A 25,685-nucleotide genomic window follows, 5' to 3' on the forward strand; every position below is an offset into this window, starting at 1 on the left:
ACAACTCCGGCTGCATCCAACCTTGAAGGCCGGCATGCGCATTGTGCTCCACCGCATCGCAGCGATCAATCCTTCGATCGACAAGACAACTCCGAACTTGCAGGCGGGCCGAAATCTTCCAAACGAGGACGGCCGTCATTGAGCATCTGCAGCAAACGCCATCATGGCGCCGCGGCATATGCAGCAAAGCCGTGAAATAATCAAGACATCTTCCGTGAAGCGCGGCTTTTCACCACGTTTCCCCCACAATTTGGGGTACTGGCGATCGCGATTCGGCCGCTCGGAGCAGCCGCCCGGGTGCCGATGACAGCGCTTATTCGAAGACGATTGTCGGGGCGGGACGCTGGGTCTGGCCGCCGAGCTGCTCCCAGACCTTGGCGGCGATGCCGCGATAGATGCCGGCGACGACGCCGTTCGGCTCGGAGGCGACAAGCGGCGTGCCGGCGTCGGAGGTCTCGCGAATATTCATCGTCAGCGGCACTTCGCCGAGGAAGGGCACACCGATGCGCTCGGCCTCCTTGCGGGCGCCGCCATGGCCGAAGATGTCGTAGCGGGTGCCGGTATCCGGCGCGATGAAATAGCTCATATTCTCGACGATGCCGAGCACCGGCACTTCGACCTTGCGGAACATGTTGAGGCCCTTGCGGGCATCGATCAAAGCGAGGTCCTGCGGCGTCGAGACGATGACGGCGCCGGCAAGCGGCACCTGCTGGGCCATGGTCAGCTGCGCGTCGCCGGTGCCGGGCGGCATGTCAACGACGAGCACGTCGAGCTCGCCCCAGGCGACTTCGCGCAGCATCTGCAGGAGCGCCGACTGGACCATCGGACCGCGCCAGATCATTGCCGTCTCCTCGTCGACGAGGAAGCCCATCGACATGACCTTGAGGCCGTAATTCTCCATCGGATTGATGATGCGGCCATCGATCTGGGTCGGGCGGCCGGATATCTTCAACAGCCGCGGCATGGAGGGACCATAGATATCGGCGTCGAGAATGCCGACGCGCAAACCGTTGGCAAGCAGGCCGAGCGCCAGGTTGACGGCGGTGGTCGACTTGCCGACCCCACCCTTGCCCGAGGCGACGGCGATGATGGCGCCGATGCCGGGGACGCCGATCTTGCCGGCCCGCGGCGGCTGTTGCTGCGGCGCGTGCGCATGGCCACCATGGTCATGCCCGTGATGATCGTGGCCGGCATGGCCGTGCGACGGGTTCGGCACCGGGCGGGCAGTCGGAGCGGCGGCGGCAGCTTTCTTGTCTGCGGTCAGTGCGACGAGCGCGCCCTTGACACCAGGCATTGCCTTGACGACGCGCTCGGCGGCGAGCCGCATCGGCTCCAGCTCCTTGGCACGATCGGCCGGAACGGTGATAGAGAAATAAACCTTGCCGTCGGAGATAAAGACGTCGGAAACCATACCGAGCTCGACGATATCGTGCTCGAGATCCGGTCCACGCACGGTCTTCAGCGTTTCGAGAACCTGTTCCTTGGTGACGTCGGTCATTCCACCCTCACTGCTGCTTCCCGATCACAGATAGTGGAGACGGACGCCTTCGCCAAACAAAATCATCGGCGGGAAAATCGATTTGCCGGCTTGCAAAAAGCGCCGGGGAGAACGGGCAATCCGTTGCGGCCATCAAGTCCGCCGGGCTTTCGCCCTGATGGCCGCAACGGTCTCCCCGAGAACCGGCGCAATCCGGGGCGAACTAGAGCAAGCCGACAAAAAGGCCAGCGAAAAATGAAGCGGGAGGGCCAAATGGCGCGCAGCTGTGCAAGAGGCGGTGCCAAAACGCAACAACCGCCGCCGACACCGAAGGCTTGGGAAAAGCGGCATCGGCGTCGGGCAGCGGTGTGCGGCCGCGCCATTTCCTGGCGCTGGTCCAAGTCCCCTCTGGGCCTCTGGCAAAAGAGAAGCAGAAAGCGTGCCAGACGGAAAATCGGCGGAAATGGCGCAAACGCCGGCTGGGACGGCCGCCATATGCCCAAGCGCTGGGCGCCCGGCGAAGACCCGCTATGCCTTTTGCACCTTATTTGATCAGGCCGATCCGAAGCGCCTTGGCCACCGCCTGGGTGCGATTGACCGTATCGAGCTTCTTGGTGGCACGGTTGAGGTAGTGATTGACCGTGTGCTCGGAGAGGGTGAGGATTTCGGCGATTTCCGCACTGGTCTTGCCAGCCGCTGTCCAGTTGAGGCAATCGATTTCCCGGTCGGTCAGCGTGTCCGTAATGCGCGTGTCGAGGTTGCGGATCTCGGCAAGCCTGTCATAGACATGGATCGAGATATAGCAAAGCTCGCGCATCTCCGCCGGGCTGAAGGGCTCGCGGTCGCCGGCGAAAGAGATGGCGCCGCGCACGCCGGATGGCTCATGCGTCGGGAAATAGGCGCCGCGCATCATCCGGAAACGTTCGAACAGCGAGGCGACGAGGATGGACTTGCCGTCGTCGCGCGACCAGTTTTCGCGAGACATGTCGTAGAAAAAGGGCCGCGCCGATGTTCTGAGCCGCCTGAGAACCGGGCTGTTGACCAGCAGTCCCTCCTGGTCGTAGAGCGCCAGAAGCTCGGCCGGCCAACTGGTGATGACGGTGCTGCCCTGGATATCCAGGGAGGTGACCGGCGGCAGATTGAGAACCAGGAAGGCACGGCTGCGATAGGCTTCCGTCACACGTTTCAGGAACCGGAAAATATCGAACTGGGTCTTCAGGCCGGCTATTTCCTGGATGTAATCGTCGTCTTCCTGGGATGTTTGCGACAAGGGTGCCATCACATTTCTTCATCTTCGGCGCAACGGCCGGTTCGATTGCCTCGGGGAATGACGATCGCTGATTGGATCACATGGAATCGGCCTCGCCGCAGAGGCGTTCGGCCGGCAGGTGGTTAATCGATTTCGCGGACTATTTGCAGTTGTCGTGATTCGCCCGAAAATCTCAATATCGCCCTCATCATAAGCATGCTCTCCGATCGCATTTAGCGGCGCGGGCCGAGCCGAACGCGCATATCTTCCATGATCCTCCCAGCTGCCAGCTGAACTGGAACGGCCCATTGGCGCAGAAGTTCCATCGACAGACGATAGGCCGGGCCGGTAATCGAAATGCCGCCGATAAAGCTCCGATCCTGCGACCATAGCGGAGCGGCGACACAGCGGATGCCGGCCTCATGCTCCTCGCGGTCGAAGGCATAGCCCTGGTCGGTGATCTCGCGGATTTCGGCAAGCAGCGTTTCTGCCGAGAGATGGGTCGAGGCGGTAAAGCCGGTGAAGTTCAGGCCGGCGAGGAGATCGGCGAGGAGATCGGCCGGTAGCAGGGACAGGGCGGCCTTGCCGACACCGGTGCAGTAGCAGGGCGAGGCATTGCCGATCTGCGAATACATGCGCACCGGCTGACGACCGTCGACCTTGTCGAGATAGATGATCGACTGGCCCCTCAAAACACCGAGATGCACCGTTTCGCCGGTCGCCTGCTGCAGAGCGGCAAGGTGCGGCTCGGCAATCAGCCGGAATTCATTGCGCGCCCAGCTGCGTGCCGCAAAATCGAGCAGGCGCAGGCCCGGCGCATAACGGCCGTCGCCATCAAGCTCAAGCAACCCTTCCTCCACCAGATGGCTCAGCTGGCGATGCAAGGTGCCGCGCGGCTGGCCGGCAAGGGCGAGGATATCGGTGAAACGCAGCGGCGCATCGGCATGGGTGACGAGATCGAGCAGAACCATCAGTTTGCCGAGCGTGCCGGTCTCGCGGCCCTGCGCCATGCTTTCGCTATTTGAATTCATCGTCTCGTCCGCCCTTGACAGCAAGGCCAGCATAATTTGATAATTCCATATAGTCAAATATAGTTCCAAATAATGGAACGCATTGAATATCAAAAGGCGACGGCGATGCCAGCACAATTTCCGGAGTTCAGAGATCGAACCGTGCTGGTGACGGGCGGCGGATCGGGCATCGGTGCTGCGATCGTCGAAGGCTTCGCGCGCCAGGGCGCCAAGGTCTCGTTCATCGATATCGCCGAGGCTGCCGGCCGCGAACTCGCCGAAAGGCTGTCGCAGGAGACCATGCATCCAGTCTCCTTTCACCATGCCGATCTGCGCGACATCGAGGCGATCCGGCGCACGGTCGATAGCGTCATTGCCAGCTCAGGGCCGATCCGCGTGCTGGTCAACAATGCCGCCTGGGACGACCGCCATGAATTCGACGCGGTGACCGAGGCCTATTGGGACAACAACCAGGCGGTCAACCTCAAGCATGTGTTCTTCACCTCGCAGGCAGTCGTGCCACCGATGCGGGTGGCCGGCGGCGGGGCGATCATCAATATGTCGTCGATTGCCTTCAAGCTGAACATGGGTGGCTTTCCCGCCTATGCGGCAGCCAAGGCGGCGGTCGTCGGGCTGACGAAGAGCCTGGCGGGCAGGCTCGGGCCGGAGAACATCCGGGTCAACTGCATTCTGCCCGGCATGGTCGTCACCGAGCGGCAGATGCAGCACTGGCTCACCGAGGAGAGCATTGCGCGCTCGGTCGAGGACCAGTGCCTGAAGGTCGCGCTCAAGCCCGATGCGATCGTCGGTCCCTGCCTGTTTCTTGCATCCGACTGTGCGGCTGGAATGACCGCCCAGTCCCTGATTGTCGATGGAGGCGTTCTGTAATGGCAAATCCCGCTTATGTCGCGGTGGACTGGGGCACCAGCAGCTTCCGGCTCTGGCTCATGGGTAGGGACGGCACCATCCTTGCCGAACGCCGCAGCGGCGAAGGCATGACGAGCGCGGCAAAGACCGGCTTTTCCACCGTGCTTACCGGCCATCTCACAGCCATTGAGGCGCCGGAAAACCTGCCGGTGATCATTTGCGGCATGGCCGGCGCACGGCAGGGCTGGGTCGAGGCCGGTTATATCGATGTGCCGGCGCCCCTTGCCTCCGTCCTCACCGGGGCGGTCTCCGTGCCAGGCGAAAGCTGTGACATCCGCATCCTGCCCGGCCTTGCCCAGCGGGATATGGCGACACCCGACGTCATGCGCGGCGAGGAAACCCAGCTTCTCGGCGCGCTCGGCAGCGCAAGCGCGGGCGCCCAGGCGGTCTGCATGCCCGGAACCCATTCGAAGTGGGTGCATGTGGGCGACGGCAAGGTCACCGGTTTTTCGACCTTCATGACCGGCGAACTTTTCGACGTCATCAGCAAACACACGATCCTTTCGCATGCCGTTGCCGGCGCCGAGGAGCAGCCGGCCGATGCGGCCGCCTTCGAGGCGGCGGTCTCGGCCGCTTTCGCGCGGCCCGCGCTTGCCTCCAATCTGCTCTTTACCGCCCGCTCGGGGCAGCTCCTGCACGGAATCTCCGCCGCTGCCGCGCAGGCCCGCCTCTCCGGCACGCTGATCGGTCTCGAAATCGCCGGTGCGCTGCAGGAGGCGGCCAACTCAGGCATCACCCTGGTCGCTTCCGGGCGCCTGCAGGCGCTCTATGAACAGGCCTTCAAAACCCTTTCACTTCCCTTCACCGCCATCGATGCGGACGCCGCCGTGCGCCGCGGGCTTTCGGCCGCCGCCGAAGCCATCTGGCCGAATTGAGAAAGCCGACACGATGAACCGTATCCCCTTCCCCGACATGAAGCGCCCGCTGATCGCCATCCTTCGCGGCATCCGGCCCGACGAGACCGAAAGCGTGGTCGGCGCCTTGATCGACAATGGCCTGACGGCGATCGAGATCCCGCTGAATTCGCCGGAACCGTTCAAATCGATCGAGATCGCCGCCAAGATGGCGCCGCCCGAGGTGCTGATCGGCGCCGGCACGGTGCTGACGGTCGAGGCGGTCGACAGCCTGCATGCGGCCGGCGGCACGCTGCTCGTCACGCCGAATGTCGAGCCCGAGGTGATCATCCGGGCGCGCCAATACGGCATGGTGACGATGCCTGGTGTCTTTACCCCGACAGAGGCGCTCGCCGCAGCGCGGGCCGGCGCCACCGGTCTCAAATTCTTTCCGGCAAGCGTGCTCGGTCCTTCCGGCATCACGGCGATCCGGGCGATCCTGCCGCCGGAACTGACGATTGCCGCCGTCGGCGGCGTGTCTGACAAGAATTTCGGCGATTACACCAAGGCCGGCATCTTCGCCTTCGGTCTCGGCACCAGCCTCTACAAGCCCGGAATGACCGCAGCAGAGGTTGCCGAGCGCGCCAAGGCGACCATTTACGCCTATGATGCAGCCATTGGGAGCGTGAGCGTATGACCGATATCTACGAGTTCGAGGGCAAGACCCTTTGCAACACCAATTCCGTTCTCGGCGAAGGCCCGACCTATGATCCGGACAGCAACACCGTCTGGTGGTTCAACATCCTCGGCAAGGAACTGCACGAGCTCAATCTCTCGACGGGCGCCAAAAAGGTGCATCCATTGCCTGCCATGGCGAGCGTGCTTGCCCGTATCGACGCCGGCCGGCAGCTGATCGCGACGGAGGAAGGGCTTTTCGTTCGCGATGTGGCGAGCGGCAACCTCACCTTCTATGCCGCGCTCGAAAACGACAGGCCGGAGAACCGTTCGAACGACGGCCGCACCCATCCTTCCGGTGCGCTCTGGATCGGCACGATGAGCAAGCGGGCGGAAAACCAGGCCGGCGCCATCTATCATGTCGCCGGCGGCAAGGTGACGAAGATCTTCAACGGCATCAGCATCCCGAATTCGATCTGCTTCTCGCCGGACGGCACGATCGGCTATTATACGGATTCCCGCCTTAATCGACTGATGCGCGTCATGGTCGATCCGAACACCGGCATGCCCTCGGGCGAACCGATCGTGCTGGTCGACAGCGCCGACGAGCCCGGCGACATCGACGGCTCGGTGGTCGATGCCGATGGTTATATCTGGAATTCCCGCTGGGGTGCTGGCGTCGTCGACCGCTACAATCCCGACGGGTTGCGCATCTCGCGCTATAAGGTTCCCGCCGTCCAGCCCTCCTGCCCCGCCTTCATCGGCGTCAATGCCGACCGGCTGGCAGTGACGACCGCCTGGGAGGGCCTCGACGAAGATGCCCGTTCTGCGCAGCCGAGCGCCGGCGCGCTGCTCGAACTCGGCATCGAGGTCAAAGGCGTGTTCGATCCGGTCTACGTGATCTGAAGACAGCTTGCCCGTAACAACCAGAGGCGCTTCCGGCCGGAGGCGCCTTTTCTCGTTCTGGTGGCGGTTGCGCGATAAATGTTCCGTGAAAATCGAGAAATTTTCCGTGTTTTCAACCGGAACCATTCGGCGCACCAGTCATTTTCCTTTCGAACCGGCGCGGCAATGAAACAGAAATTGCCGCGTCAGCGACCACTCTAGGAACTGAAGGTAGGTTCGAAATGACACGCAAACTCTTGACGACCGTTGCCGCTGGCGCACTGTTTGCCACGGCTTTCGCACCGGCGGCATTCTCGCAAGCGGCGCCGCAGCCCGCGGATCCGGCTGCTCCGACACAGGCGGCTCCGGCCGATCCGGCAGCACCGAAGCCGATGACCCCTGACGTCACCAAGCCCGCAGGCGATGCCGCACAGGCTCCGGCTGCAGCCCCGACGGCAGACACGGCGCAGGCCGGCTATATCACGGAGCAGTCTCCGGACCAGGTCAGCGCCAACACCTATATCGGCCAGTCGGTCTATAACGGCAACAATGAAAGCATCGGCAGCGTCAACGACCTGATTCTCAAGAAGGACGGCGGTTTCGTTGCTGCGATCGTCGGCGTCGGCGGCTTCCTCGGTATCGGCGAAAAGAACGTCGCCGTCCCGATGGAGAAGATCACCGTCGCCCAGAATACTCAGGATGGCAGCGTCAAGCTGACGACAAGCGAAACGGCTGAATCGCTGAAGGCTGCACCTGAGTTCAAGACGCTGGCCATGCAGTCGGCCGAAAAGGCTCCGGCTGCAACCGGCACCGACACCACGGCCACCGGCTCGACAACGCCCAAGTAAGTTGGCGTTTAGACAGCCCGGCCAGATATACCGCGCGGTAGTATAGCGTAGGCGATGGCGCTCCTAGGGGCGCCATCGCTTTTTGCTATGTCGGTCTTTGGAGCATGATAAACCGCTCACACTTTTCGGCATCATGCTTTATGCGCTGACACGCTCCGCCATGGCGGGATCGTAATAGTTCTCGTGCAGAAAGCGCAGTGTGGCGATCCCGTCCGCCGGGCGGCCGAAATGATAGCCTTGGCCCATGCCGCAACCGAGCATGCGCAGCTTCACTGCCTCGGCATAATCCTCGATACCCTCAGCCACGACTTCCAGCTCCAGGCCGTCGCACATGGTCAGAATCGCCTTGATGATGTGTTCGGAGGCGCGGTCGGAATTGATGCGCGAGACGAAGGCGCGGTCGATCTTGATCTTGTCGAAGATGAAGTCGCGCAGGCGCCCGAGGCTCGACTGGCCGGTGCCGAAATCATCAAGCGAAATACGCACACCGGCGGCGCGCAGATCGGCGATGATGCGGTGGGCGGTATCGGCCGAGCTCATCACCGCGGTTTCGGTGATCTCCAGCTCCAGGCGATGCGGATCGAAGCCGACCCGACCGAGGATCGACAGGACGCTGCTGCTGGTGCCTGGATCCATCAACTGGGCCGAGGAGAGATTGAACGACAGGAAGAGTTCGCGCGGCCATGAAAGAGCTGCTTCGGCGGCTTTGCGCAGCAGCGCTTCCGACAGCGCATCGATGAAACCACGTTCTTCGGCGAGCGGCACGAAGACGCCGGGAGAGACGAAGCCGAGATCGGGATCGTTCCAGCGGGCGAGCGCCTCGAAGCCGACCACCTGATTGTTGGAGAGCGAGACGATCGGCTGGAAATGCACGTCGATCGCGTCGGAGATGATGGCGTTTCTAAGCGCCTGCTCCAGCTGCGTCGCGCGCTTCATTTCCTGGGCGATCTCGCGCGAATAGACGGTGATCTGGCCGCGCCCGCGGCGCTTGGAACGGTAGAGGGCGGTTTCGGCGCTCTTCAGCAGCTCTTCGCAGTCTTCTCCGGCGAACGGGTAGATGGCAAAGCCGAGGGAGGCGGAAAGACGGACGTTGCGGTCGCCGAGATCATAGGGGGCCGACAGTATTTCACGGATCATCTGGCCGAATTTTTCGGCACTCGCCCGCTCGAAGATCAGCGGTAGCACGAAGGCGAATTCATCTCCGTCATGGCGGGTGACCAGCGCGCCATCGGGAATGCAGGCCCTGAGGCGATGGGCGACCTGACAAAGGATCTCATCGCCGGCAGCCGAGCCGAAAAGATCGTTGATCGGTTTGAAACTGTCGAGATTGGCGATGCCGATGGTGAAGGGAGCCGGGTCGCTAGCGCGCTCGGAAGAGATCTGCAAGACCTTGTCCCGCATGCGATTGCGGTTTCCCAATCCGGTGAGCGGATCGGTATAGGCCATCGCCTGAAGCTCATTCTGACCGACGGTCAAGAAAGCTGTGTCCGCCGATTTCATCATTCACCCGAGCTTTCCCGCGCCATGCAAAGAATGACCGGCATGTCTTAACAATTTGATAGTAAATCAGCAGGCATTGCCGCTAAAACCACCCCAGAATCCAGGAGTTGACCGGTAGTCCCGGCTAAAGTCGTTAATTTTTATGTCGTTAGCCGGAACCGCTAAGAGGTCCTGATGACATGTATCAGCCTCGCGCCCGTATGCCTTCATCCAGCAGATGCCTCTGGAAGACAGCCTCGAGCATATCGGGGCTGACCGGTTTCATGATGACATCGTCCATGCCTGCCTTGACGCATTCGGCGCGGTCTCGTTCGAAGGCCTGGGTGAGCACGCCGATGATCGGGGTGTGGCTTGTCCCGCCGGATTCTTCCATCTGCCGGATGAGGCGGGCAGCCTCGAAGCCGTTGAAGCCCGGCAGCGAAATATCCATCAACACGATCTGCGGCCGGTGCTCGGCCCAGAGACGCACGGCTTCATCGCCGGTCGCCGCGATCATATGGCGATAGCCAAGGCCTTCGAGGATCTGCGAAAAAACGATCTGGTTGATATCATTGTCTTCGGCGACGAGAACCTGCAGGCCGACGACGTCGTCGGAAATGCTGATTTCCCAATCCGAATCCGCACCGGCGGCGCCATTGCGGCTGTTGCGATTGAAATGGCGGGCGATCTGGAAGGTGAGCTCGTTGGCGATCTGAAAACCGTCCATAACAAGCGCCGGGATGCCATATTGCTCTGACAGCTCGAGGCAGCGCATGCCCATCTGGTTGTCGATGATCAAGAGATCGAGCGAGATGCCGGAGGAAGTGGCGATTTCCAGGAACCGCTCCTCCTCGTCCTCGCCGCGGACCGAGCAGGATTCGAAACCGTATTTCGACAGCGTCCGCAACGCGGCGGTCTCGGCGGCAAGGTCGGACGTGACGACGAGGACCTTGCGGCCGGAGAAATTCTCCGGAACGATCGCTTCCATCGCCGCCGGCTCGCGGCGCTCGACAGCGCTCGGCACCGGCACATAGGCGCGGCGATAGCTTTGATTGCTTGAGGTGGTGATCGCCGATGCCCGGCCGAACTCGTCGAGATCGGCGCCATCGCGCGGCAGATCCTGCATGGTCGACACGAGGAAATAGCGGCCCGGCTTGCCGATGCGGTGCTTGCGGCTGACGATGTCGCGCTCGATGCCGTCGCGGGAGATCTGCCGCTGGCGGGAGACGGACATCTCGCCGGTCTCCAGCACATGACGGTCGCTTTCTTCGAAACGCTTGGCGATCTCGACGGAAAAAAGGTCGCTGCTCTTGCGCCCGAGCACCTCGTCGGCGGTCGTCTGATATTTCTCGCAAAAGGCGAGATTGACCGCGACATAGGTGAGGTTGCGGTCCTTGACGAAGAGCGGGAACGGCAGATTGTCGAGAATGTCCTCGGTGAGCTGCACCCGCTCCAGATCCGAGCGCCATTGCTCTTCGCGCTTCTTGTCCTCGGAAATATCAGAAATGATGGTGACGCCGTAACCGCCGGGGAGCCTGCGTTTGACGAAACGGACCCAGCTGTCGGCAGCATGGCGCTCGACGGCATCGAAGCGCTCGCGCCAATGCGAGGCGATTTTCTGCGACAGCCAATCCTCGCGGCTCAGCGAGCCGCGCTGCTTCACGTCATATTGCTGGCGAATGCCGGTGTCGTAAACCGCGCCGAGGAAATCGCGAAGCCGCGTGCCGGGCTTCAGCATCTCGGGGGGCAGCGGGAAGAATTCCAGCGTCTGGCGGCTGGCGAAGATCAGATGATCGTTCTTGTCATAGATGATGAAAGCTGACGAAAGGCTGTCGCACACCACATCGAAAAGCGCCGTCTGCAGATCGGCTCCGGCGGAAATCCCGTCGGTTTCCGATGATGTGTCCGCCTTATCGAAGCCGGCACTCATGCTGTTGCGTCCCACATCTGTTCGATTTCGAAAGCTTCCGGAGGTATTTGAATAGAAATGCCATTTTTATGTTAAAACCGGCTTAACACTACAGCGCCGCGGGTCTTTTCCAGGCGCGCATAGGGCGCAATAACACTTTGAACTGCTGCATAATTTCATCAGTAAATCGGTTCCGATTTAAGCATGAATTATGCAGCGGCGATTCCCAGGTTGCGGGAGCCTCGGATCACGCTTTGGGAAAGCCCGCCGAACCCTCTTCCCTCCGGCCCGCGAATCCTCGAAAATAGCCCATGGCCATCAGACAGCTTTCCGAAACGCTCATCAACCAGATCGCCGCCGGCGAAGTCATCGAACGGCCGGCGAGCGCTGCCAAGGAACTGATCGAAAACGCGCTCGATGCAGGCGCGACTCGCATCGAGATCGCCACGGCAGGCGGCGGCAAGGCACTGCTGCGGGTGAGCGACAACGGTTCGGGCATGGATGCGGCCGATCTGGAACTGGCGGTCAGGCGCCACTGCACCTCGAAACTATCGGAGACGCTCGAGAATATACGCACGCTCGGCTTCCGTGGCGAGGCGCTGCCCTCGATCGGCTCGGTTGCAAGACTCAGCATCGCCAGCCGCCGGCGCGACAGCGCTGGCGGCCACGAGATCGCCGTCAACGCCGGCAAGATCGCGCATTTGCGCCCGGCCGCCGCCAATCCCGGCACGATCGTCGAAGTGCGCGATCTTTTCTTCGCGACCCCCGCGCGGCTCAAATTCCTGAAGACCGAGAAGGCCGAGGCCGGCGCCATTACCGAGATCGTCAAGCGCATGGCGATCGCCTTCCCGGCCGTGCGCTTCGTGCTGTCCGGCTCCGACCGCACGACGCTGGAATTTCCGGCGACCGGCGACGACCATCTGGCGCGCATGGCGCAGGTGCTCGGCAAGGACTTCCGCGACAACGCCATCGCCCTCGACGCCGTGCGCGAGGAAATTTCGCTGACGGGCTTTGCCGGCGTGCCGACCTTCAATCGCGGCAACTCCGCCCATCAATATGCCTTCGTCAACGGCCGGCCGGTGCAGGACAAGCTGATCCTGTCGGCGATCCGCGGCGCCTATGCCGAAACCATCCCGTCAGGCCGCCATCCGGTGGTGGTGCTATCGATTACCCTCGATCCCGCCCTCGTCGACGTCAACGTGCATCCAGCAAAATCCGACGTACGGTTCCGCGACCCCGGCCTCGTGCGCGGCCTCATCGTCGGCGCCATCCGCGAGGCCCTGGCGCGTGACGGCAGCCGGGCGGCAACCACCGGGGCAAGCGACATGCTGCGCTCCTTCCGTCCCGCTTTTCAGCCCTACGCGCAACGGCCACAGACGGCATGGTCGGCCGAGACCTCGCCTTCCCGTCCCTACCAGCCGGCAAACGGTTTCGGTGAACGGCCGCAGGCCTCCTTCGACGGGCTCTCGATGCCGACGGCACGAGCCGAGCCGCCGTTTCCGCCGCAGCCGGCAGCAGCCGACACCACCGCGCGCTATCCGCTCGGCGCGGCGCGGGCGCAGATCCACGCCAATTACATCGTCGCCCAGACCGAGGACGGGCTTGTCATCGTCGACCAGCATGCCGCGCATGAGCGACTGGTGTTCGAAGCGATGCGCAAGGCGCTGCATTCGAAGCGGCTAGCCTCGCAGGTGCTGCTCATTCCGGAGATCGTCGATATTCCGGAAGAGGATTGCGACCGGCTGATGCAGCATGCGGGCGAGCTTTCCGAACTCGGTCTGGCGATCGAGCGTTTCGGTCCTGGGGCGATTGCCGTGCGCGAGACGCCGGCGATGCTCGGCGAAGTCGATGCGCATGGGCTGATCCGCCAGCTTGCCGACGAGATCGCCGAATGGGATACGGCGTCAGGCCTGTCGGCCAAGCTCGAATATGTGGCGGCAACCATGGCCTGCCACGGATCGGTGCGCTCCGGACGACGGCTGCGGCCGGAGGAAATGAACGCGCTGCTGCGGGAAATGGAAGTGACGCCCGGCTCCGGCCAGTGCAATCACGGCCGGCCGACCTATATCGAATTGAAGCTCAGCGATATCGAGCGGCTTTTCGGCAGAAGCTAAAAAAGCTGGAAAAGCCGCCTTTGCGGGAGTATGGCAAACGGATGAGAGGCTGCAGGGAACGGAGCGCATGAATTTGTTCGAAGGGCACGGAAACCGCGAAGCGAAGATCCGATATCTCGATGGCGATTTCCAGATTCTCTCGCCCGGCTCCTATGTCGTCTGCGCAATGACGGGAAAACAGATCCCGCTCGACGAACTGCGCTATTGGAGCGTCGCCCGCCAGGAGCCCTATGCCGACGTGATCTCGGCGATCGAAGCCGACAAACGCGCCGGCGTGCTGCCGAACCAGCGGCGTTAAGCGCGGCCGCGTGCGAGAGGCCGCAGGTCCGGCCCGCCCCACGAAGGACGGGCCGTTTGCTAGGCAACAGCAAGGTCGATATGCGCTCTCTGCAAATTGCACAGATCGGCAACGGTTTACTTGAATTGCGCCATATTCTCGGGCGTCACGAGCGCGGCGCCGGAATCGATCAAAGACTCCACCGTCTCTCCGCGAATCGATTTTACCAGCGCATCCACACCGAGTTCAGCCATCTTGGTGGGGAATTGCGCCACCGAAGCATCCTCGATTCCGCTCTTCAGCGCTTCCTCTTCACCACAGCAGAAGTCGAAACCGACCAGCACAATCTTGTCATTGGCAGTGCCGGCGTTCTTGATGGCGCGCGCAGCGCCAGCAGCGGGCGGGCCGCAAGCGGCATAAATGGCCTTGAGGTCCGGGTTCTTCGTCAGCAGGTCTTCGGCGACACTGATCCCGAGTTCCTCAGTGCAGTTTGTTGCGCCTTTCCCGACGATCTTGACGTCAAGGCCCTGCAGCCCTTCAAGCATGCCCTTCACACGGTCATCAAGCGCTGGCACACCGGGCACACCCTCGAGAATCCCGAGCGTATCGCCCGCTTTGAGAACCGTTTTGAGATATTCGCCCGCGATTTTGCCCGCGGCAAAATTATTGGTCGTGGCAAGCGCCGTTCTGCCTTTCCAATCCGGAATATTGTTATCCATCAGGACGACCTTGACGCCGGCTGCCACCGCCTTGTCCAGAGCCGTGGACACGGTAGGATCGACGGGCGTCAGGGCGATGCCCTGCACGCCTCGTGTCACCATCGACTCGATCTGTGCAATCTGGCCCTCGATGTCAGTTGCGGACGTCCCCTGTCCGTAGATGATCTCGACGCCGGGATTTCTCTTTGCATAATCTTTGGCTGCGTTCTCCATTGTTGCGAAGAACGGAACCGGGAACTTGGTTATAAAGCCGAGCTTGACCGGCTCCTGCGCCAAGGATGGGACTACAGCGAGAGCCAGAAGCGCAAGAGCTCCCAGCAGGGATTGCGGTTTCATCATAACACCTCCCATGTTTCGATCGCCCTCCTCTAGAGCGATCTCGTTGTCCACTGCCCTATCGAAGCAGTGATCTCCCTTAAGCCTCGGCGCCCACAATCATCGCGACAAGGTCCTGCTTGTTCGCTTCGGCTGGCTTCAGTTCACCCACCTTGCGACCCTGCCGCAGCACCACGGCCCGATCGGCGATTTCGACGACATGTTCCATATTGTGCGTGATTATGATCACGGCATTGCCTTCGGCTTTGAGCTGATTGACAAGGTCAAGAACTTGGCGAGATTCTCGCACGCCGAGGGCGGCCGTTGGCTCGTCAAGGATCACAAGCTTGCGCGCAAAAACAATGGCGCGCGCGACCGCGATCGCCTGTCGCTGTCCACCAGACATCAGCGCGACCGGCGCGTCGAACCGCGGCAGCTTGACCTTCAGGCGATCGATCACACGCGCTGCTTCCCGCTTCATCACGCCGGTGTTGAGGAAGCGGAGCGGGCGTGGCAGCCAGGAAGGGAAAGAGATTTCTCGCCCGCAATAGAAATTCTGCACAGGGGTCAGATTGTCGAAAAGCGCCAGATCCTGATAGACGGTTTCAATGCCGGCGCGGCGGGCCGCCGCCGCTGAATGGAGCAATACGGGAGCACCATCCACGAGGATCTCTCCTTCGTCGAGGCAATGAAGCCCACTAATGCATTTGACGAGCGTCGACTTGCCGGCGCCGTTGTCACCCAGAAGAGCGGTTACCTCGCCTGCATATGCATCAAAGCTTACATTTTTCAGGGCATGAATGGCGCCAAAGCGCTTCTGCGCATTTCGAACCGAAAGGACCGGTGGAGCGGATGCAGCGTTCATTGCACTCTCGCCGATTGAAGCACACGCGCGCGCGCCTCGAGATGGTTACGAAGCACATCGGCCTCAACGGCGATGACGATGACGAGACCGATCGCGATCATTTGAAAGAACACGTCGACGCCGAGAAGGTTAAGGGCGTTGCGGATGACGCCGATTAGCACGGCGCCGATCAGAGCGTGGCCGAGATGGCCTCGTCCGCCGAGGAAGCTGGCACCGCCGATTATCACCGCGGCAATCGTATCGAGCTCCAAGAGATTGCCGTAGATCGGCGAGGCGGCGCCGGTTCGTCCCGCCAGCAGCACCGCGCCGGCGCCGGCACAAAAGCCTGAGATAATGTAGGTCGAGAGCAGAACGCCCTTTACCGGTATACCCATGCTTCTGGCGGCATTCGGCGAGCCACCGACCGCATAGATCCATCGGCCACAGACCATTGACTTCGTCAAAATCAGAAAAAGAAGCCCGAAGATCCCGACGGCAAGGAAGGAATTGGGCACACCAAACGTCGTACCGCCGCCGATCGCAGTAATTGCATTGGGCATCCCGCGCATGGTGGTGTGGCCAGGGGCCAGTGCCAGTGCAAGGCCACGGCAGATACTCAAGGTCGCGAGGGTAATAATGAAGGGGTGTGGCAGCCTGCCATAGACAAATACCACGCCGTTTACCGCCCCGATTGCAGCACCCGAAAGCAGCATGGCCATAATGACGGCGATCGAGGCATCAACCTGCTGATAGACCAGTCCGCCGATGACTGTCGCGAGCGCGAGATTCGAGCCGACAGACAGGTCGACACCGCGAGTCAGGATAACGAGCTGCTGCCCCATCGCCACCAGAGCAATCACCGCCGTCTGCGCCAGGATGTTCCCCAGGTTGCCGGGCTTTAGAAAAGCCGGCGTGATCAGACTGACGACGGCGATGAGGATGATGAGGATCAGCAATGGGCCTAAGCTCAAAAGCTTCAGTCCTAATGTGATGCCAGATTGTCTCGGGTGGAAGGTTGCACCTTGCGAACCTCCAGGTCGAGACGAGTTCTGAGGCAGAATCCCAGAGTCTTCCAAATTTCCCCAGCCTCCCTGGTTTTTTATACATAAGAAACATATGATACACGTACGTCAAATTGTTTCTTATGGATATCTAAACATGCCGGGAGTTGTGCAATGAGGACGGATACGACCTTTAAGAGGGCCTTCAATGATATGATCGATATCATTCGGACATCCGGTCTTGGGGAGGAATTGCCGTCCGAAAACGCACTGCGCGCCCAGCTTGGCGTGAGCAGAACGACGGTGCGGAAGGTGCTGGCGGCGATGTCCGCACGTGGGATCATCATATCCGAAGCGCATAGGCGGATCATACGCGAGCAGCCGCGGCAGATAGAGCGTTATCCGAAGGAAGAGACCTTAGCCATCTCGGAACAGGTCGAGACGAGTTTCATGGAATGGATGCTGCGCGGCGATGCCTGTCCGGGCACAGAAATCAATGAGGCTGAATTAGCTCGGAAATTCGGCGTCGCGACAACCATAGTCCGTGAATTTCTCAATCGATTTCAGAAATATGGGCTGATCGAGAGGCGTCAGAATGCAGGCTGGGTTTTTAAAGGGTTCACCGCGAGTTTCGCACTCGAACTGTTCGAAATCAGAGAAATGTTCGAAATGCGCTCCGCACGTCTCTTCGCTACCCTGCCCGACAGCTCACCCATCTGGAAGCAGGTGCGTGCAATACGAGCGGCGCATTTGGAACTGCTCGCGGACATCGATGCCCGGTTTCAGGATTTCTCGGAACTGGACAGCCGGTTCCATCGCCTGATTGTGGCTGTCGCGCCAAACCGCTTTATCGAAAGCTTCCAAGACGTGATCGCCATGGTCTTCCACTATCACTATCAGTGGAACAAGCGGGATGAACGCGCTCGGAATGAGGTCGCCATTGGGGAACATCTCGCGCTGATCGATGCCCTCGAAAGCCGCAATGTCGCGTTGATCGATCACGCTTGTCGGTCGCATCTGACCTCCGCCCGTGAAACTCTGCTTCATTCGATCGTGTAACCACATTGCGATTGGGGGTAGCAGAAAGCCCGGCGAACCGGCGGACAAGAGGCCGGCGATCCATAGCCTCAGCAAACCAACGCGAGTTCGCGGCAGTCTTTTAGAGCGGCCCAGCCTTGCCGGGCATCGCTTTAAAGCCGGCCTTCATCTCCCTTAGGCGCCGCTCGCGGCAGGCAACGATCGCCCGGTCGATGATCAGGCTCGGGGCGAGGTGATCCTCGAACACCATGTCGACCTCGATCACCTGGCACTTTTCCGCGAGCTGTGCCGCCTTGCCGGGATGGCCGGAAAGGCGGACGAAATCCTTTGAGGTGGTGACGATCAGCAAGCCCTGACGCTCGGCGGTCGTCAGGATGTCGTCGATCTCGTCCTCGGTCAGGTGCTCGTGGTCGCCGAAGGACTTGGCGACGGCGATTTCGGCGCCGCGCGATTCGACCGTGCGGAAGAATTTGGCGGGATCGGCAATGCCGGCAAAGGCGAACACCTTCATGCCCGCGAGCGTATTGTCGCCGCGCACTTTCAGCGAGGCGGTGAAATAGGGCTTTGCGGCGCGTGCCGCCATGCGGACGATGCTGTCGGCGGCATTGCCGCCGCCGACCTTCAACAGGGCGGTGGCCGAACGCAGCTGCTGGCGGATCGGGGCCCGCACCGGGCCGGCCGGCACGATATGGCCGTTGCCGAGGCCGCGGGTCGCATCGATGACCAGCAGGGCATAGTCGATCGCCAGCCGGGCGCTCTGGAAACCGTCGTCCATGATGATGAGATCGGCGCCTTCCGCGACCAGACGCTGTGCCCCGTCGACGCGCCTCCGCGAAATCACCGTCAGCGCCTCCCGGGCAAGCAGCAGCGGCTCGTCACCGACGGCGACCGCCCGGTGATGATCGGGATCAACCACGGTCGTCACATCGAGCGAGCCGCCGTAACCGCGGCTGAGAAAGCCGGGTTTCAGCCCTTTCGCCTTGGCGGCGCGGGCAATGGTCAGCGCCGTCGGCGTCTTGCCGGCGCCGCCGACGGTGAAATTGCCGACGCAGATGACCGGAATGGCAACGGAGGCGCGGCGCGCATGGGCCATGCGGTGGCCGGCGATACGACCGTAGAGAAAGGAAACCGGCAGCAGCAGCCAGGCCCGCCAATCGGCTTTCCTCCACCAGAACGGCGGCGCTTCGGATATCATCTTGCCGTTCCGCTCCCCTGCCCGCCTTACGGCAACCAGCCCCTTGCTTTTCGACCGGCCGGATTGAGAAGCCAAATTCAATGAAAATGCAAGCCCTTACCAGTCAGGCCGGCTGCAGATCCGGCAGCAGTGCCTCGAGAGCGGTGATATCGTCGAGCACATGATCGGCGGCGGCGGCCAGCGAATCGCGCGAACCGGTTCCGGTCAGCACCGCGATCCTGAGCCCCGTTCCGGCATTCAGGCCCATGTGCAGGTCGTGATTGTTGTCGCCGACCATCGCCACTTCCTCGGGCGAAAGACCGGTCGCAGCGCAGAAGCCGAGCACCATGCCCGGCTCCGGCTTGACGCCGAAACCGCTATCATATCCGGCGATATAATCGACATAGCGGGCGAAACCAAAACGTTCCGCGGTCTGGCGGATCGAGCGCTCATTGTCGCTGGAGGCGACGCCGAGCTTGAAGCCGCGCCGATGCAGCCTGGCGAAGAAGTCAGCGAGATTGGTTACCGGCACGGAAAATTCGGCGGCGTTGGAAAACAGTTCGTCGAGGCGCACCGTCAGTTCGCCGACATCGACCATCGAACCCGCGGCAACCAGACCCTCGGCAATCTGGCGGGTATTGCCGGCGGCAAGCAGGCTGTCAGGCACGATATGGCCAGTCGCCGGATCCATGCCGCAGGCCGACAGCAGCCGGTCGGCAAGAAGCGGATCCCCTTCGGCGGCGATGCGGGCAAGTTCGCGGTTTACCGGCAGCCAGCTCTCGTCATAGTCGAGCAGCGTGCCGTCCTTGTCGAAGAGAATGCCTTTGATAAGCGACGCTGCCGCCATGCTTTATCCTCAGAGCTGGGCCACGGCCTTGGGCAGCAGCCGCGCCTTCACCGTCAGCGGATTGATATAGGGTTCCAGCCCCTTGACGGTCGCGGTCAGCGCACCGCGCATCTCGTGCACGGCGGTGATGCCGGCCTCGATCATATTGCGGCGGGCTTCGTCATTGGTCAAAAGGTAATGCACGCCCTTGGCCAGCATTTCGGTATCGCGCACCATGCGGGCGCTGCCGCTGCGGGCAAGCTTCTGATAGGCATCGCGGAAATTCTGCACATGGCCGCCGGAGAGAACGGCGCAGCCGAGCATGGCGGGCTCCAGCGGATTCTGGCCGCCTTCGGCAAAAAGCGAGCGGCCGACGAAGGCGATTTCCGTCAGTCGCAAATAGAGGCCCATTTCGCCGATCGTATCGCCGAGGAAGATATCGACATCGGCCGACAGGACATCGTCGCGGGTGCGGCGGGCGACCTTCAGCCCCAGCTTGACCAGAGCCGCCTCGATCTCGTCGCAACGGTCGGGATGGCGAGGCACGATGATCGTCAGCTGACGATCGCGCTCCCTCAGCGCCCGATGAACGATGGCAGCGGCATTCTCCTCGCCGTCGAAGGTCGAGATCGCCGCCCAGGTCTTGCGGTCGCCGATCTGCTTCTTGTAGCGGGCGAGGACAGTGCTGTCATAAGGGGGTGCGTCGGTATCGACTTTCAGATTGCCCGAGGTGATAACGGGAACGGCGCCGAGATCGCGGAAACGTTCGGCATCGATATCCGACTGGGCGATGACGAGGGCGAGATTCTCGAACAAGGCTTCGGCGATTGCCGGCCGGCGGCGCCAGCGGGCAAAGGAACGATCCGACATGCGGGCATTGATCAGGATCTGCGGAATGCGGCGGCGGCCGAGTTCCAGCACTGTTGCCGGCCAGATCTCGGATTCGGCGATGATGGCGCAATCGGGCGCCCAATAATCGAGGAAGCGGCTGACCGAGGGCTTCAGGTCGAGCGGCACATATTGGTGGATCGCGTCATTGCCGAGGCGCTCGGCGGCGAGCCTGGCCGAGGTGATCGTGCCCGTGGTCAAGATGACATGGATGTCGCGGCGGCGGATTTCGCGGATCAGCGGAATGACGGCATTGGTTTCACCGACACTTGCAGCATGGAACCAGACGAGCGGGCCCTGCGGCCGGTTGGCGCTCGGATAGCCGAAGCGTTCCAGGCGGCGCGCCCGGTCTTCCTTGCCCTTGGCCGTGCGGTAGGTGATATAGAGGCCGACGACAGGAGAGGCCACGGTTCCCGCCAGACGGTATGCGCTCAGACCGAACCGAGCCATCCGGGAACTCATTGCGCCAGTCTCCGATCCAAGATCGACATCAAACCCATTCCCTCATTATCGTTGCGGCCGGAATGGCCGATGAATTTGTTCAGAATGCGTCAAACGATCCGGATCGACGGACGGCCGGTGCACGAACCCGGCGCGACGAACCGCAGGCCGCCGATACATGCCGCGGCCGATGGCCGAGATCGGCTGCTTCAGGCCTTTTCCTGCGGATCGAGCAAACGATGCATGTGGACGATGAAATAGCGCATATGCGCATTGTCGACCGTCTGCTGCGCTTTCGACTTCCAGGCCGTCAGCGCCGTGGCATAATCCGGGAAAATGCCGACGATATCGAGACCCTTCAGATCGCGGAACTGGACGTTGTCGAGGCTTTCCAGTTCGCCGCCAAAAACGAGATGCAAAAGCTGCTTCTTGTCACCGGAGTCAGTCATTTTTTGTTCTCTTTCTGCTATTCTCCTCCGCCACCCCATCTGCGGGATTTTGACGGAAACGTCAACTGTCTCGTCGTCCCGCAAAGGCCGCGAGAAACTCGCTGATGCGGGGCGTCGGTGCTGCGCAGAGGACGTTGTGGGTCACGTCGGCGCGATTGTAGACGATCGGCCTGCCGTCGAGATCGACGAGGCCACCGCCAGCGCAGCTAAGGATCAGATCGGCGGCGGCCAGATCCCAATCATGCGAATTGCTCTTGACGAAGGTGCCTTCGAGACGACCGTCCGCCACCATGGCGATGCGATAGGCAAGCGAGGGAATGTGTTTGTGGCGGCTGACCCGGTCGCGAAACTCCGGCGGAAAGGTCGTCAACAGGTCCTCGCCGACCGCAAGGCGGCTCGTCTCCTCCGGTCCCGCGGCGGAGACGGTGAAGGGCACGCCGTTTTTCAGCGCCACGCCGCCGTCGACGGCCTCATAGAGTTCCTCGAGCGCCGGGGCATAGAGCACGCCGGCGACCGGACGGCCGCGATGAACGACCGCGACGCTGACGCACCAGAGCTTCTGCCCGCCGAGAAAGGCGCGCGTGCCGTCGATCGGGTCGATGATGAACAGCGTCTCATGCGAGAGGCGGCCGGCATCATCGTCGGTTTCCTCAGACAGCCAGCCATAATCCGGCCGGGCCTTGCGCAGAATGGTTTCGAGCGTCTTGTTGGCGGCGAAATCGGCGGCGCTGACGGGGGAGCGGTCGTCGTTTTTCCACCAGACCTCGGGAGACTGGTTGAAGAAACCGAAAGCGACCGCACCGGCCTCTTTCGCAGCATCGACGATCAGCGTGAGATCGCTCTGCCAACGGGGCTTTTCCCTATCGCTCATCCCGTCAAATCCGTCCAACTTTCGTTTGAGCATGATGTCGTCCGAAAACCGCACACACTTTTCGGCATCATGCTCTACCGCCCTGCCAGGGTCATGCCTTCGATGGCGAAGGTCGGGGCCGCGACGCCGAACTTGCGGTCGATGTCGTTTGCCGGCGTCAGGCGCATGAACATCTCCTTGAGATTCGAGGCGATCGTCACCTCGGAGACCGGGAAGGTCAGTTCGCCGTTCTCAATCCAGAAACCGGTGGCGCCGCGGCTGTATTCGCCGGTGATCATGTTGACGCCGTGGCCGATCAATTCGGTGACATAAAAGCCATTGCCGACGCTGCGGATCAGTTCCTCCGGCGTGATGTCGCCGGGTTCAAGGGCAAGATTGGTGGAGGACGGCGAAACGGCAGTGCCGCCGCGCACGCCGCGGCCGTTGGTCTGAAGGCCGAGCTCGCGACCGGTCGAGGTCGACAGGAACCAATGCTTCAAGACGCCGTCCTCGATCATCACCATCCGCTCGCCCGATACGCCCTCGCCGTCGAAGGGCCGCGAGGAGGGGCCGCGCACGATCAACGGATCGTCGGTGATAGACAGGCCCGATTTCAGTACCTGCTGACCCATCCTGTCGCGCAGGAAGCTCGACTTGCGGGCGACGGCGGCGCCATTGATTGCGCCGGCGATATGGCCGACGAAGCCGCGGGCGACTCGCGGATCGAAGATGACGGTGACATCCTTGCCGGTCGGCACTTGGCGCGGGTTGATGCGCTTTATCACTCGTTCGCCGGCTCGGCGGCCGATCTCGGCGGGATCGTCGAGCTCGGCATAATAGAGCCGGCTGTCGAAATCATAATCGCGCTCCATGCCGGTGCCTTCTCCGGCGATGACGCTGACGGAATGGCCGAAACGCGAGGCCATGTAGCTGCCTTCGAAACCGTGCGAGGTGGCGAGAACCAGGCCGCCCATGCCGGCCGAGGCACCGGCGCCGGAGGAATTGGTGACGCCCTCGACCGCAAGGGCCGCGGCCTCAGCTGCAAGGCCTGCCTCGCGCAGCATCTCGGAGGAGACCTCGGTGGTATCGAGCAATTGCAGGTCGGGGTAGGATTTCGCAAGGCTCGCCTCATCCGCGAGGCAGGCGAAGGGATCTTCCGGCGAGACTTTGGCCATGGCGACGGCGCGTTCGGCCAGCGCCTGCAGATCGAAGCCCGGATTGGCCGAAACGCTGGCAACGCGCTTGCCGATGAAGACGCGCAACGAAAAATCGTCGCTTTCGGAGGATTCCGTGCCCTCGACCTTGCCGAGGCGGACGCTGACCGATTGCGAGCGCGACCGGACGACGACGGCGTCGGCGGCGTCGGCCCCTGCCTTCCTGGCCAGATCGATCAATTGACTTGCGCGGGAAAGAAGTGTCGAGGAATCGATTTCAGAGGACATGATTTGGCCTTTCCTTCGGCTTCCATTTATTGTGCACTCACCCAAGCATCAAGGCCGCCGCCGCCGATTCTTTGTCGGGGCTGCCGGCCTGTTCCCCGCCGTCGAAAGAAATCGCCCCGATGTCCGCGTCCAATGCCTTTTTTTCCGAAACGATCCTGCTGCTCGGCGGAGCGGTGGTCGCCGCGCCGATCTTCAAGAAGCTCGGGCTCGGCACGGTGCTCGGCTATCTCGCCGCCGGCATCGTCATCGGGCCGGTTTTCCACGGCATCACCGATGGCGAACAGATCCTTGCCGTCGCCGAACTCGGCGTCGTCTTCCTGCTTTTCATCATCGGGCTGGAGCTGAAACCCAGCCGCCTCTGGCAAATGCGCCGCGACATTTTCGGTCTCGGCACGGCGCAGGTGGTGGTGACCGGGCTGGCGCTGACCGCGCTTGCCTGGTTTTCTGAGGTTCTCGACTGGCGCGGCAGCATCGTCGCCGGCTTCGGCCTGGCACTGTCCTCGACGGCCTTCGCCATGCAGATCCTCGAGGGCGACGGCGACGTCAACACGAGGTATGGGCAGCGCTCCTTCTCGATGCTGCTGTTCCAGGACCTTGCAATCGTGCCGCTCTTGGCGCTGATTACCGTGCTCGACGGCGGCGGCAAGGGCAGCCCTGCGCCGCTCACCGATTTTGCGGTCGCCGTCGGCGCGGTCGCGGCGATGGTCGTCATGGGGCGCTACCTGCTGACGCCGCTCTTCCAGGTCATCGCGCGCACCGGTGCGCGCGAAGCGATGATCGCCGCCGCCCTCTTCGTCGTCATGGGATCGGCGAGCCTGATGCAGCTTGCCGGGCTTTCGATGGCGATGGGCGCCTTCCTCTCCGGGGTGATGCTCGCCGAATCCTCCTACCGGCACGAGCTGGAGGCCGATATCGAGCCCTTCCGCGGCGTGCTGCTCGCCATCTTCTTCATCGCCGTCGGCCTGTCGCTGCAGCTCGACGTGCTTGCCGACAACGTGCTCTTCGTCATCGTCGCGGTGCCGATCATCATGGCGGTCAAGGCGATCATCATCTACGGGCTCTGCCGGATCTCCGGCTCTCCGCATGATGATGCGATCCGCATCGCCTTCCTGCTGCCGCAGGGCGGCGAATTCGGCTTCGTGCTGTTTACCGCGGCGGCGACCGTCGGGCTGATGTCGGCGAGCACGGCATCGCTGCTGGTCGCGATCGTCACGCTGTCCATGGCGCTGACGCCGATCGGCGCGGCGTTTGCGAAGAGTCTGCTCAGCGGCGACGAGCATGAGGAGCTGGACGAGGATTTCGAGGGCGCCGGCGCCGACGTGCTGATGGTCGGCTTCTCGCGTTTCGGCCAGATCGCCGCGCAGATCCTGCTTGCCGGCGGGCGCAGCGTCACCGTCATCGAATTTTCGGCGGACCGCATCCGCCAGGCCTCCTCTTTCGGCTTCCGCATCTATTTCGGTGACGGCACCCGCAAGGACGTGCTGCGCTCGGCCGGCATCGACCGGGCAAAGATCGTGCTCGTCTGCACGCAGAAGAAGGAGGTCACCGACAAGGTGGTGGAGCTGGTGCAGGCGGATTATCCGCACACAAGGCTCTACGTGCGCTCCTACGACCGTATCCATTCGATCGAACTGCGCAACAAGGGCGTCGACTACGAGTTGCGCGAAACGCTGGAATCCGGCCTGCTCTTCGGGCGGCGGACGCTGGAGGCGCTCGGCGTTCCCGAGGTCGACGCCTATGAGATCGGCGAGGATATCCGCAAGCGCGACGAGGCGCGCCTGGTGCTGCAGGTGTCGGAAGGGCTGCAGGCCGGCCGCGACATGCTGTTTTCCCACCCTGTCCGCCCCGAACCGCTCGTGAAGCCGAAACGCGCCGCCGATCCATTCGAGGACGATCCGCTGGCGGGAACGGTGGATGCGACGGCGGAGGCCTGATCGCCGCCGATCGGCTTGTTAAATTGACGCATTGAATATGCGCTCGGCGGCGTCTATCAGCGGGTGATCGGAGAGGGACAT

The 25,685-nt window shown here is 62.1% G+C and carries 23 protein-coding genes; 9 read left to right on the forward strand and 14 right to left on the reverse strand.

Annotated elements, in window-relative coordinates:
- Window positions 1-313: 313 nt before the first annotated feature.
- From OS035_RS02285 to OS035_RS02295, 3 genes are all read right to left on the reverse strand, one after another.
- Entirely contained in the window at window positions 314-1,498 is a 1,185-nt protein-coding gene (locus OS035_RS02285) for an Mrp/NBP35 family ATP-binding protein (RefSeq protein ID WP_183777260.1), read from the reverse strand.
- Between the two features lie 523 nt (window positions 1,499-2,021).
- Window positions 2,022-2,756, reverse strand: a complete 735-nt coding sequence (locus tag OS035_RS02290) for a LuxR family transcriptional regulator (RefSeq protein WP_097624021.1) — start codon at window positions 2,754-2,756, stop codon at window positions 2,022-2,024.
- Window positions 2,757-2,959: 203 nt separating this feature from the next.
- Window positions 2,960-3,757 carry an IclR family transcriptional regulator gene (locus OS035_RS02295; RefSeq protein WP_183777259.1) on the reverse strand — a complete coding sequence of 266 codons (798 nt, stop codon included), beginning with the start codon at window positions 3,755-3,757 and terminating at the stop codon, window positions 2,960-2,962.
- 105 nt (window positions 3,758-3,862) lie between these two features.
- Between OS035_RS02295 and OS035_RS02300 the strand changes: the two genes are divergently transcribed.
- From OS035_RS02300 to OS035_RS02320, 5 genes are all read left to right on the forward strand, one after another.
- Window positions 3,863-4,624, forward strand: a complete 762-nt coding sequence (locus OS035_RS02300; protein WP_310803988.1) for an SDR family NAD(P)-dependent oxidoreductase — start codon at window positions 3,863-3,865, stop codon at window positions 4,622-4,624.
- The gene (locus OS035_RS02305) at window positions 4,624-5,538 is read left to right on the forward strand and encodes a 2-dehydro-3-deoxygalactonokinase (protein ID WP_183777257.1); all 915 of its coding nucleotides are present in this window, start codon (window positions 4,624-4,626) and stop codon (window positions 5,536-5,538) included. The genes OS035_RS02300 and OS035_RS02305 overlap by 1 nt, the downstream gene beginning before the upstream one ends.
- A gap of 13 nt (window positions 5,539-5,551) precedes the next feature.
- Complete coding sequence (locus OS035_RS02310) at window positions 5,552-6,193, forward strand: 2-dehydro-3-deoxy-6-phosphogalactonate aldolase (RefSeq protein ID WP_183777256.1); 642 nt, start codon at window positions 5,552-5,554, stop codon at window positions 6,191-6,193.
- On the forward strand, window positions 6,190-7,077 hold the full coding sequence (locus OS035_RS02315; RefSeq protein WP_003588263.1) for an SMP-30/gluconolactonase/LRE family protein: 888 nt from the start codon (window positions 6,190-6,192) through the stop codon (window positions 7,075-7,077). Before OS035_RS02310 ends, OS035_RS02315 begins: the two co-directional genes overlap by 4 nt.
- A 221-nt stretch (window positions 7,078-7,298) precedes the next feature.
- Window positions 7,299-7,904 carry a PRC-barrel domain-containing protein gene (locus tag OS035_RS02320; RefSeq protein ID WP_097624018.1) on the forward strand — a complete coding sequence of 202 codons (606 nt, stop codon included), beginning with the start codon at window positions 7,299-7,301 and terminating at the stop codon, window positions 7,902-7,904.
- Window positions 7,905-8,042: 138 nt separating this feature from the next.
- On the opposite strand, the gene OS035_RS02325 is transcribed toward OS035_RS02320, so the two are convergent.
- Window positions 8,043-9,407: a putative bifunctional diguanylate cyclase/phosphodiesterase gene (locus tag OS035_RS02325; protein ID WP_183777255.1), complete on the reverse strand. Its 1,365-nt coding sequence runs from the start codon at window positions 9,405-9,407 to the stop codon at window positions 8,043-8,045.
- 181 nt (window positions 9,408-9,588) lie between these two features.
- Window positions 9,589-11,313: a response regulator gene (locus OS035_RS02330; RefSeq protein WP_331813328.1), complete on the reverse strand. Its 1,725-nt coding sequence runs from the start codon at window positions 11,311-11,313 to the stop codon at window positions 9,589-9,591.
- 290 nt (window positions 11,314-11,603) lie between these two features.
- On the opposite strand from OS035_RS02330, the gene mutL reads away from it, so the two are divergent.
- Both mutL and OS035_RS02340 read left to right on the forward strand, forming a co-directional pair.
- The gene (gene mutL, locus OS035_RS02335) at window positions 11,604-13,406 is read left to right on the forward strand and encodes a DNA mismatch repair endonuclease MutL (RefSeq protein ID WP_331813329.1); all 1,803 of its coding nucleotides are present in this window, start codon (window positions 11,604-11,606) and stop codon (window positions 13,404-13,406) included.
- 67 nt (window positions 13,407-13,473) lie between these two features.
- Entirely contained in the window at window positions 13,474-13,704 is a 231-nt protein-coding gene (locus OS035_RS02340) for a DUF2093 domain-containing protein (RefSeq protein WP_003588271.1), read from the forward strand.
- Between the two features lie 116 nt (window positions 13,705-13,820).
- On the opposite strand, the gene OS035_RS02345 is transcribed toward OS035_RS02340, so the two are convergent.
- The 3 genes from OS035_RS02345 to OS035_RS02355 all read right to left on the reverse strand — a co-directional run bounded on the left by OS035_RS02345 (window position 13,821) and on the right by OS035_RS02355 (window position 16,637).
- The gene (locus OS035_RS02345; RefSeq protein ID WP_097624172.1) at window positions 13,821-14,738 is read right to left on the reverse strand and encodes a sugar ABC transporter substrate-binding protein; all 918 of its coding nucleotides are present in this window, start codon (window positions 14,736-14,738) and stop codon (window positions 13,821-13,823) included.
- A gap of 79 nt (window positions 14,739-14,817) precedes the next feature.
- Window positions 14,818-15,582 (reverse strand): ATP-binding cassette domain-containing protein, encoded by a 765-nt coding sequence (locus tag OS035_RS02350; RefSeq protein ID WP_183777254.1) that lies wholly within the window; start codon window positions 15,580-15,582, stop codon window positions 14,818-14,820.
- Window positions 15,579-16,637 carry an ABC transporter permease gene (locus OS035_RS02355; RefSeq protein WP_179867054.1) on the reverse strand — a complete coding sequence of 353 codons (1,059 nt, stop codon included), beginning with the start codon at window positions 16,635-16,637 and terminating at the stop codon, window positions 15,579-15,581. Before OS035_RS02355 ends, OS035_RS02350 begins: the two co-directional genes overlap by 4 nt.
- Before the next feature lie 99 nt (window positions 16,638-16,736).
- On the opposite strand from OS035_RS02355, the gene OS035_RS02360 reads away from it, so the two are divergent.
- Window positions 16,737-17,621: a GntR family transcriptional regulator gene (locus OS035_RS02360; protein ID WP_097624012.1), complete on the forward strand. Its 885-nt coding sequence runs from the start codon at window positions 16,737-16,739 to the stop codon at window positions 17,619-17,621.
- Window positions 17,622-17,721: 100 nt separating this feature from the next.
- Here the strand turns inward: OS035_RS02360 and lpxK are convergent, their stop codons facing one another.
- From lpxK to OS035_RS02390, 6 genes are all read right to left on the reverse strand, one after another.
- The gene (gene lpxK / locus OS035_RS02365) at window positions 17,722-18,795 is read right to left on the reverse strand and encodes a tetraacyldisaccharide 4'-kinase (RefSeq protein ID WP_097624011.1); all 1,074 of its coding nucleotides are present in this window, start codon (window positions 18,793-18,795) and stop codon (window positions 17,722-17,724) included.
- A 103-nt stretch (window positions 18,796-18,898) separates the two neighbouring features.
- Complete coding sequence (locus OS035_RS02370; RefSeq protein ID WP_183777252.1) at window positions 18,899-19,621, reverse strand: HAD family hydrolase; 723 nt, start codon at window positions 19,619-19,621, stop codon at window positions 18,899-18,901.
- Between the two features lie 9 nt (window positions 19,622-19,630).
- On the reverse strand, window positions 19,631-20,950 hold the full coding sequence (waaA, locus tag OS035_RS02375) for a lipid IV(A) 3-deoxy-D-manno-octulosonic acid transferase (protein ID WP_331813330.1): 1,320 nt from the start codon (window positions 20,948-20,950) through the stop codon (window positions 19,631-19,633).
- Window positions 20,951-21,138: 188 nt separating this feature from the next.
- Complete coding sequence (locus OS035_RS02380) at window positions 21,139-21,378, reverse strand: DUF4170 domain-containing protein (protein WP_012556727.1); 240 nt, start codon at window positions 21,376-21,378, stop codon at window positions 21,139-21,141.
- A 61-nt stretch (window positions 21,379-21,439) separates the two neighbouring features.
- Window positions 21,440-22,249 carry a 3'(2'),5'-bisphosphate nucleotidase CysQ gene (locus OS035_RS02385; protein ID WP_097624171.1) on the reverse strand — a complete coding sequence of 270 codons (810 nt, stop codon included), beginning with the start codon at window positions 22,247-22,249 and terminating at the stop codon, window positions 21,440-21,442.
- 74 nt (window positions 22,250-22,323) lie between these two features.
- A complete protein-coding gene (locus OS035_RS02390) occupies window positions 22,324-23,670 on the reverse strand; it encodes a TldD/PmbA family protein (RefSeq protein WP_097624008.1) in 1,347 nt (448 codons plus the stop codon).
- A gap of 119 nt (window positions 23,671-23,789) precedes the next feature.
- Between OS035_RS02390 and OS035_RS02395 the strand changes: the two genes are divergently transcribed.
- Entirely contained in the window at window positions 23,790-25,604 is a 1,815-nt protein-coding gene (locus tag OS035_RS02395; RefSeq protein ID WP_183777250.1) for a monovalent cation:proton antiporter-2 (CPA2) family protein, read from the forward strand.
- The last annotated feature ends 81 nt before the right edge of the window (window positions 25,605-25,685 follow it).

Origin of the sequence: Rhizobium sp. 268 (assembly GCF_036571585.1) — a bacterium.
Taxonomy (GTDB): domain Bacteria; phylum Pseudomonadota; class Alphaproteobacteria; order Rhizobiales; family Rhizobiaceae; genus Rhizobium; species Rhizobium redzepovicii.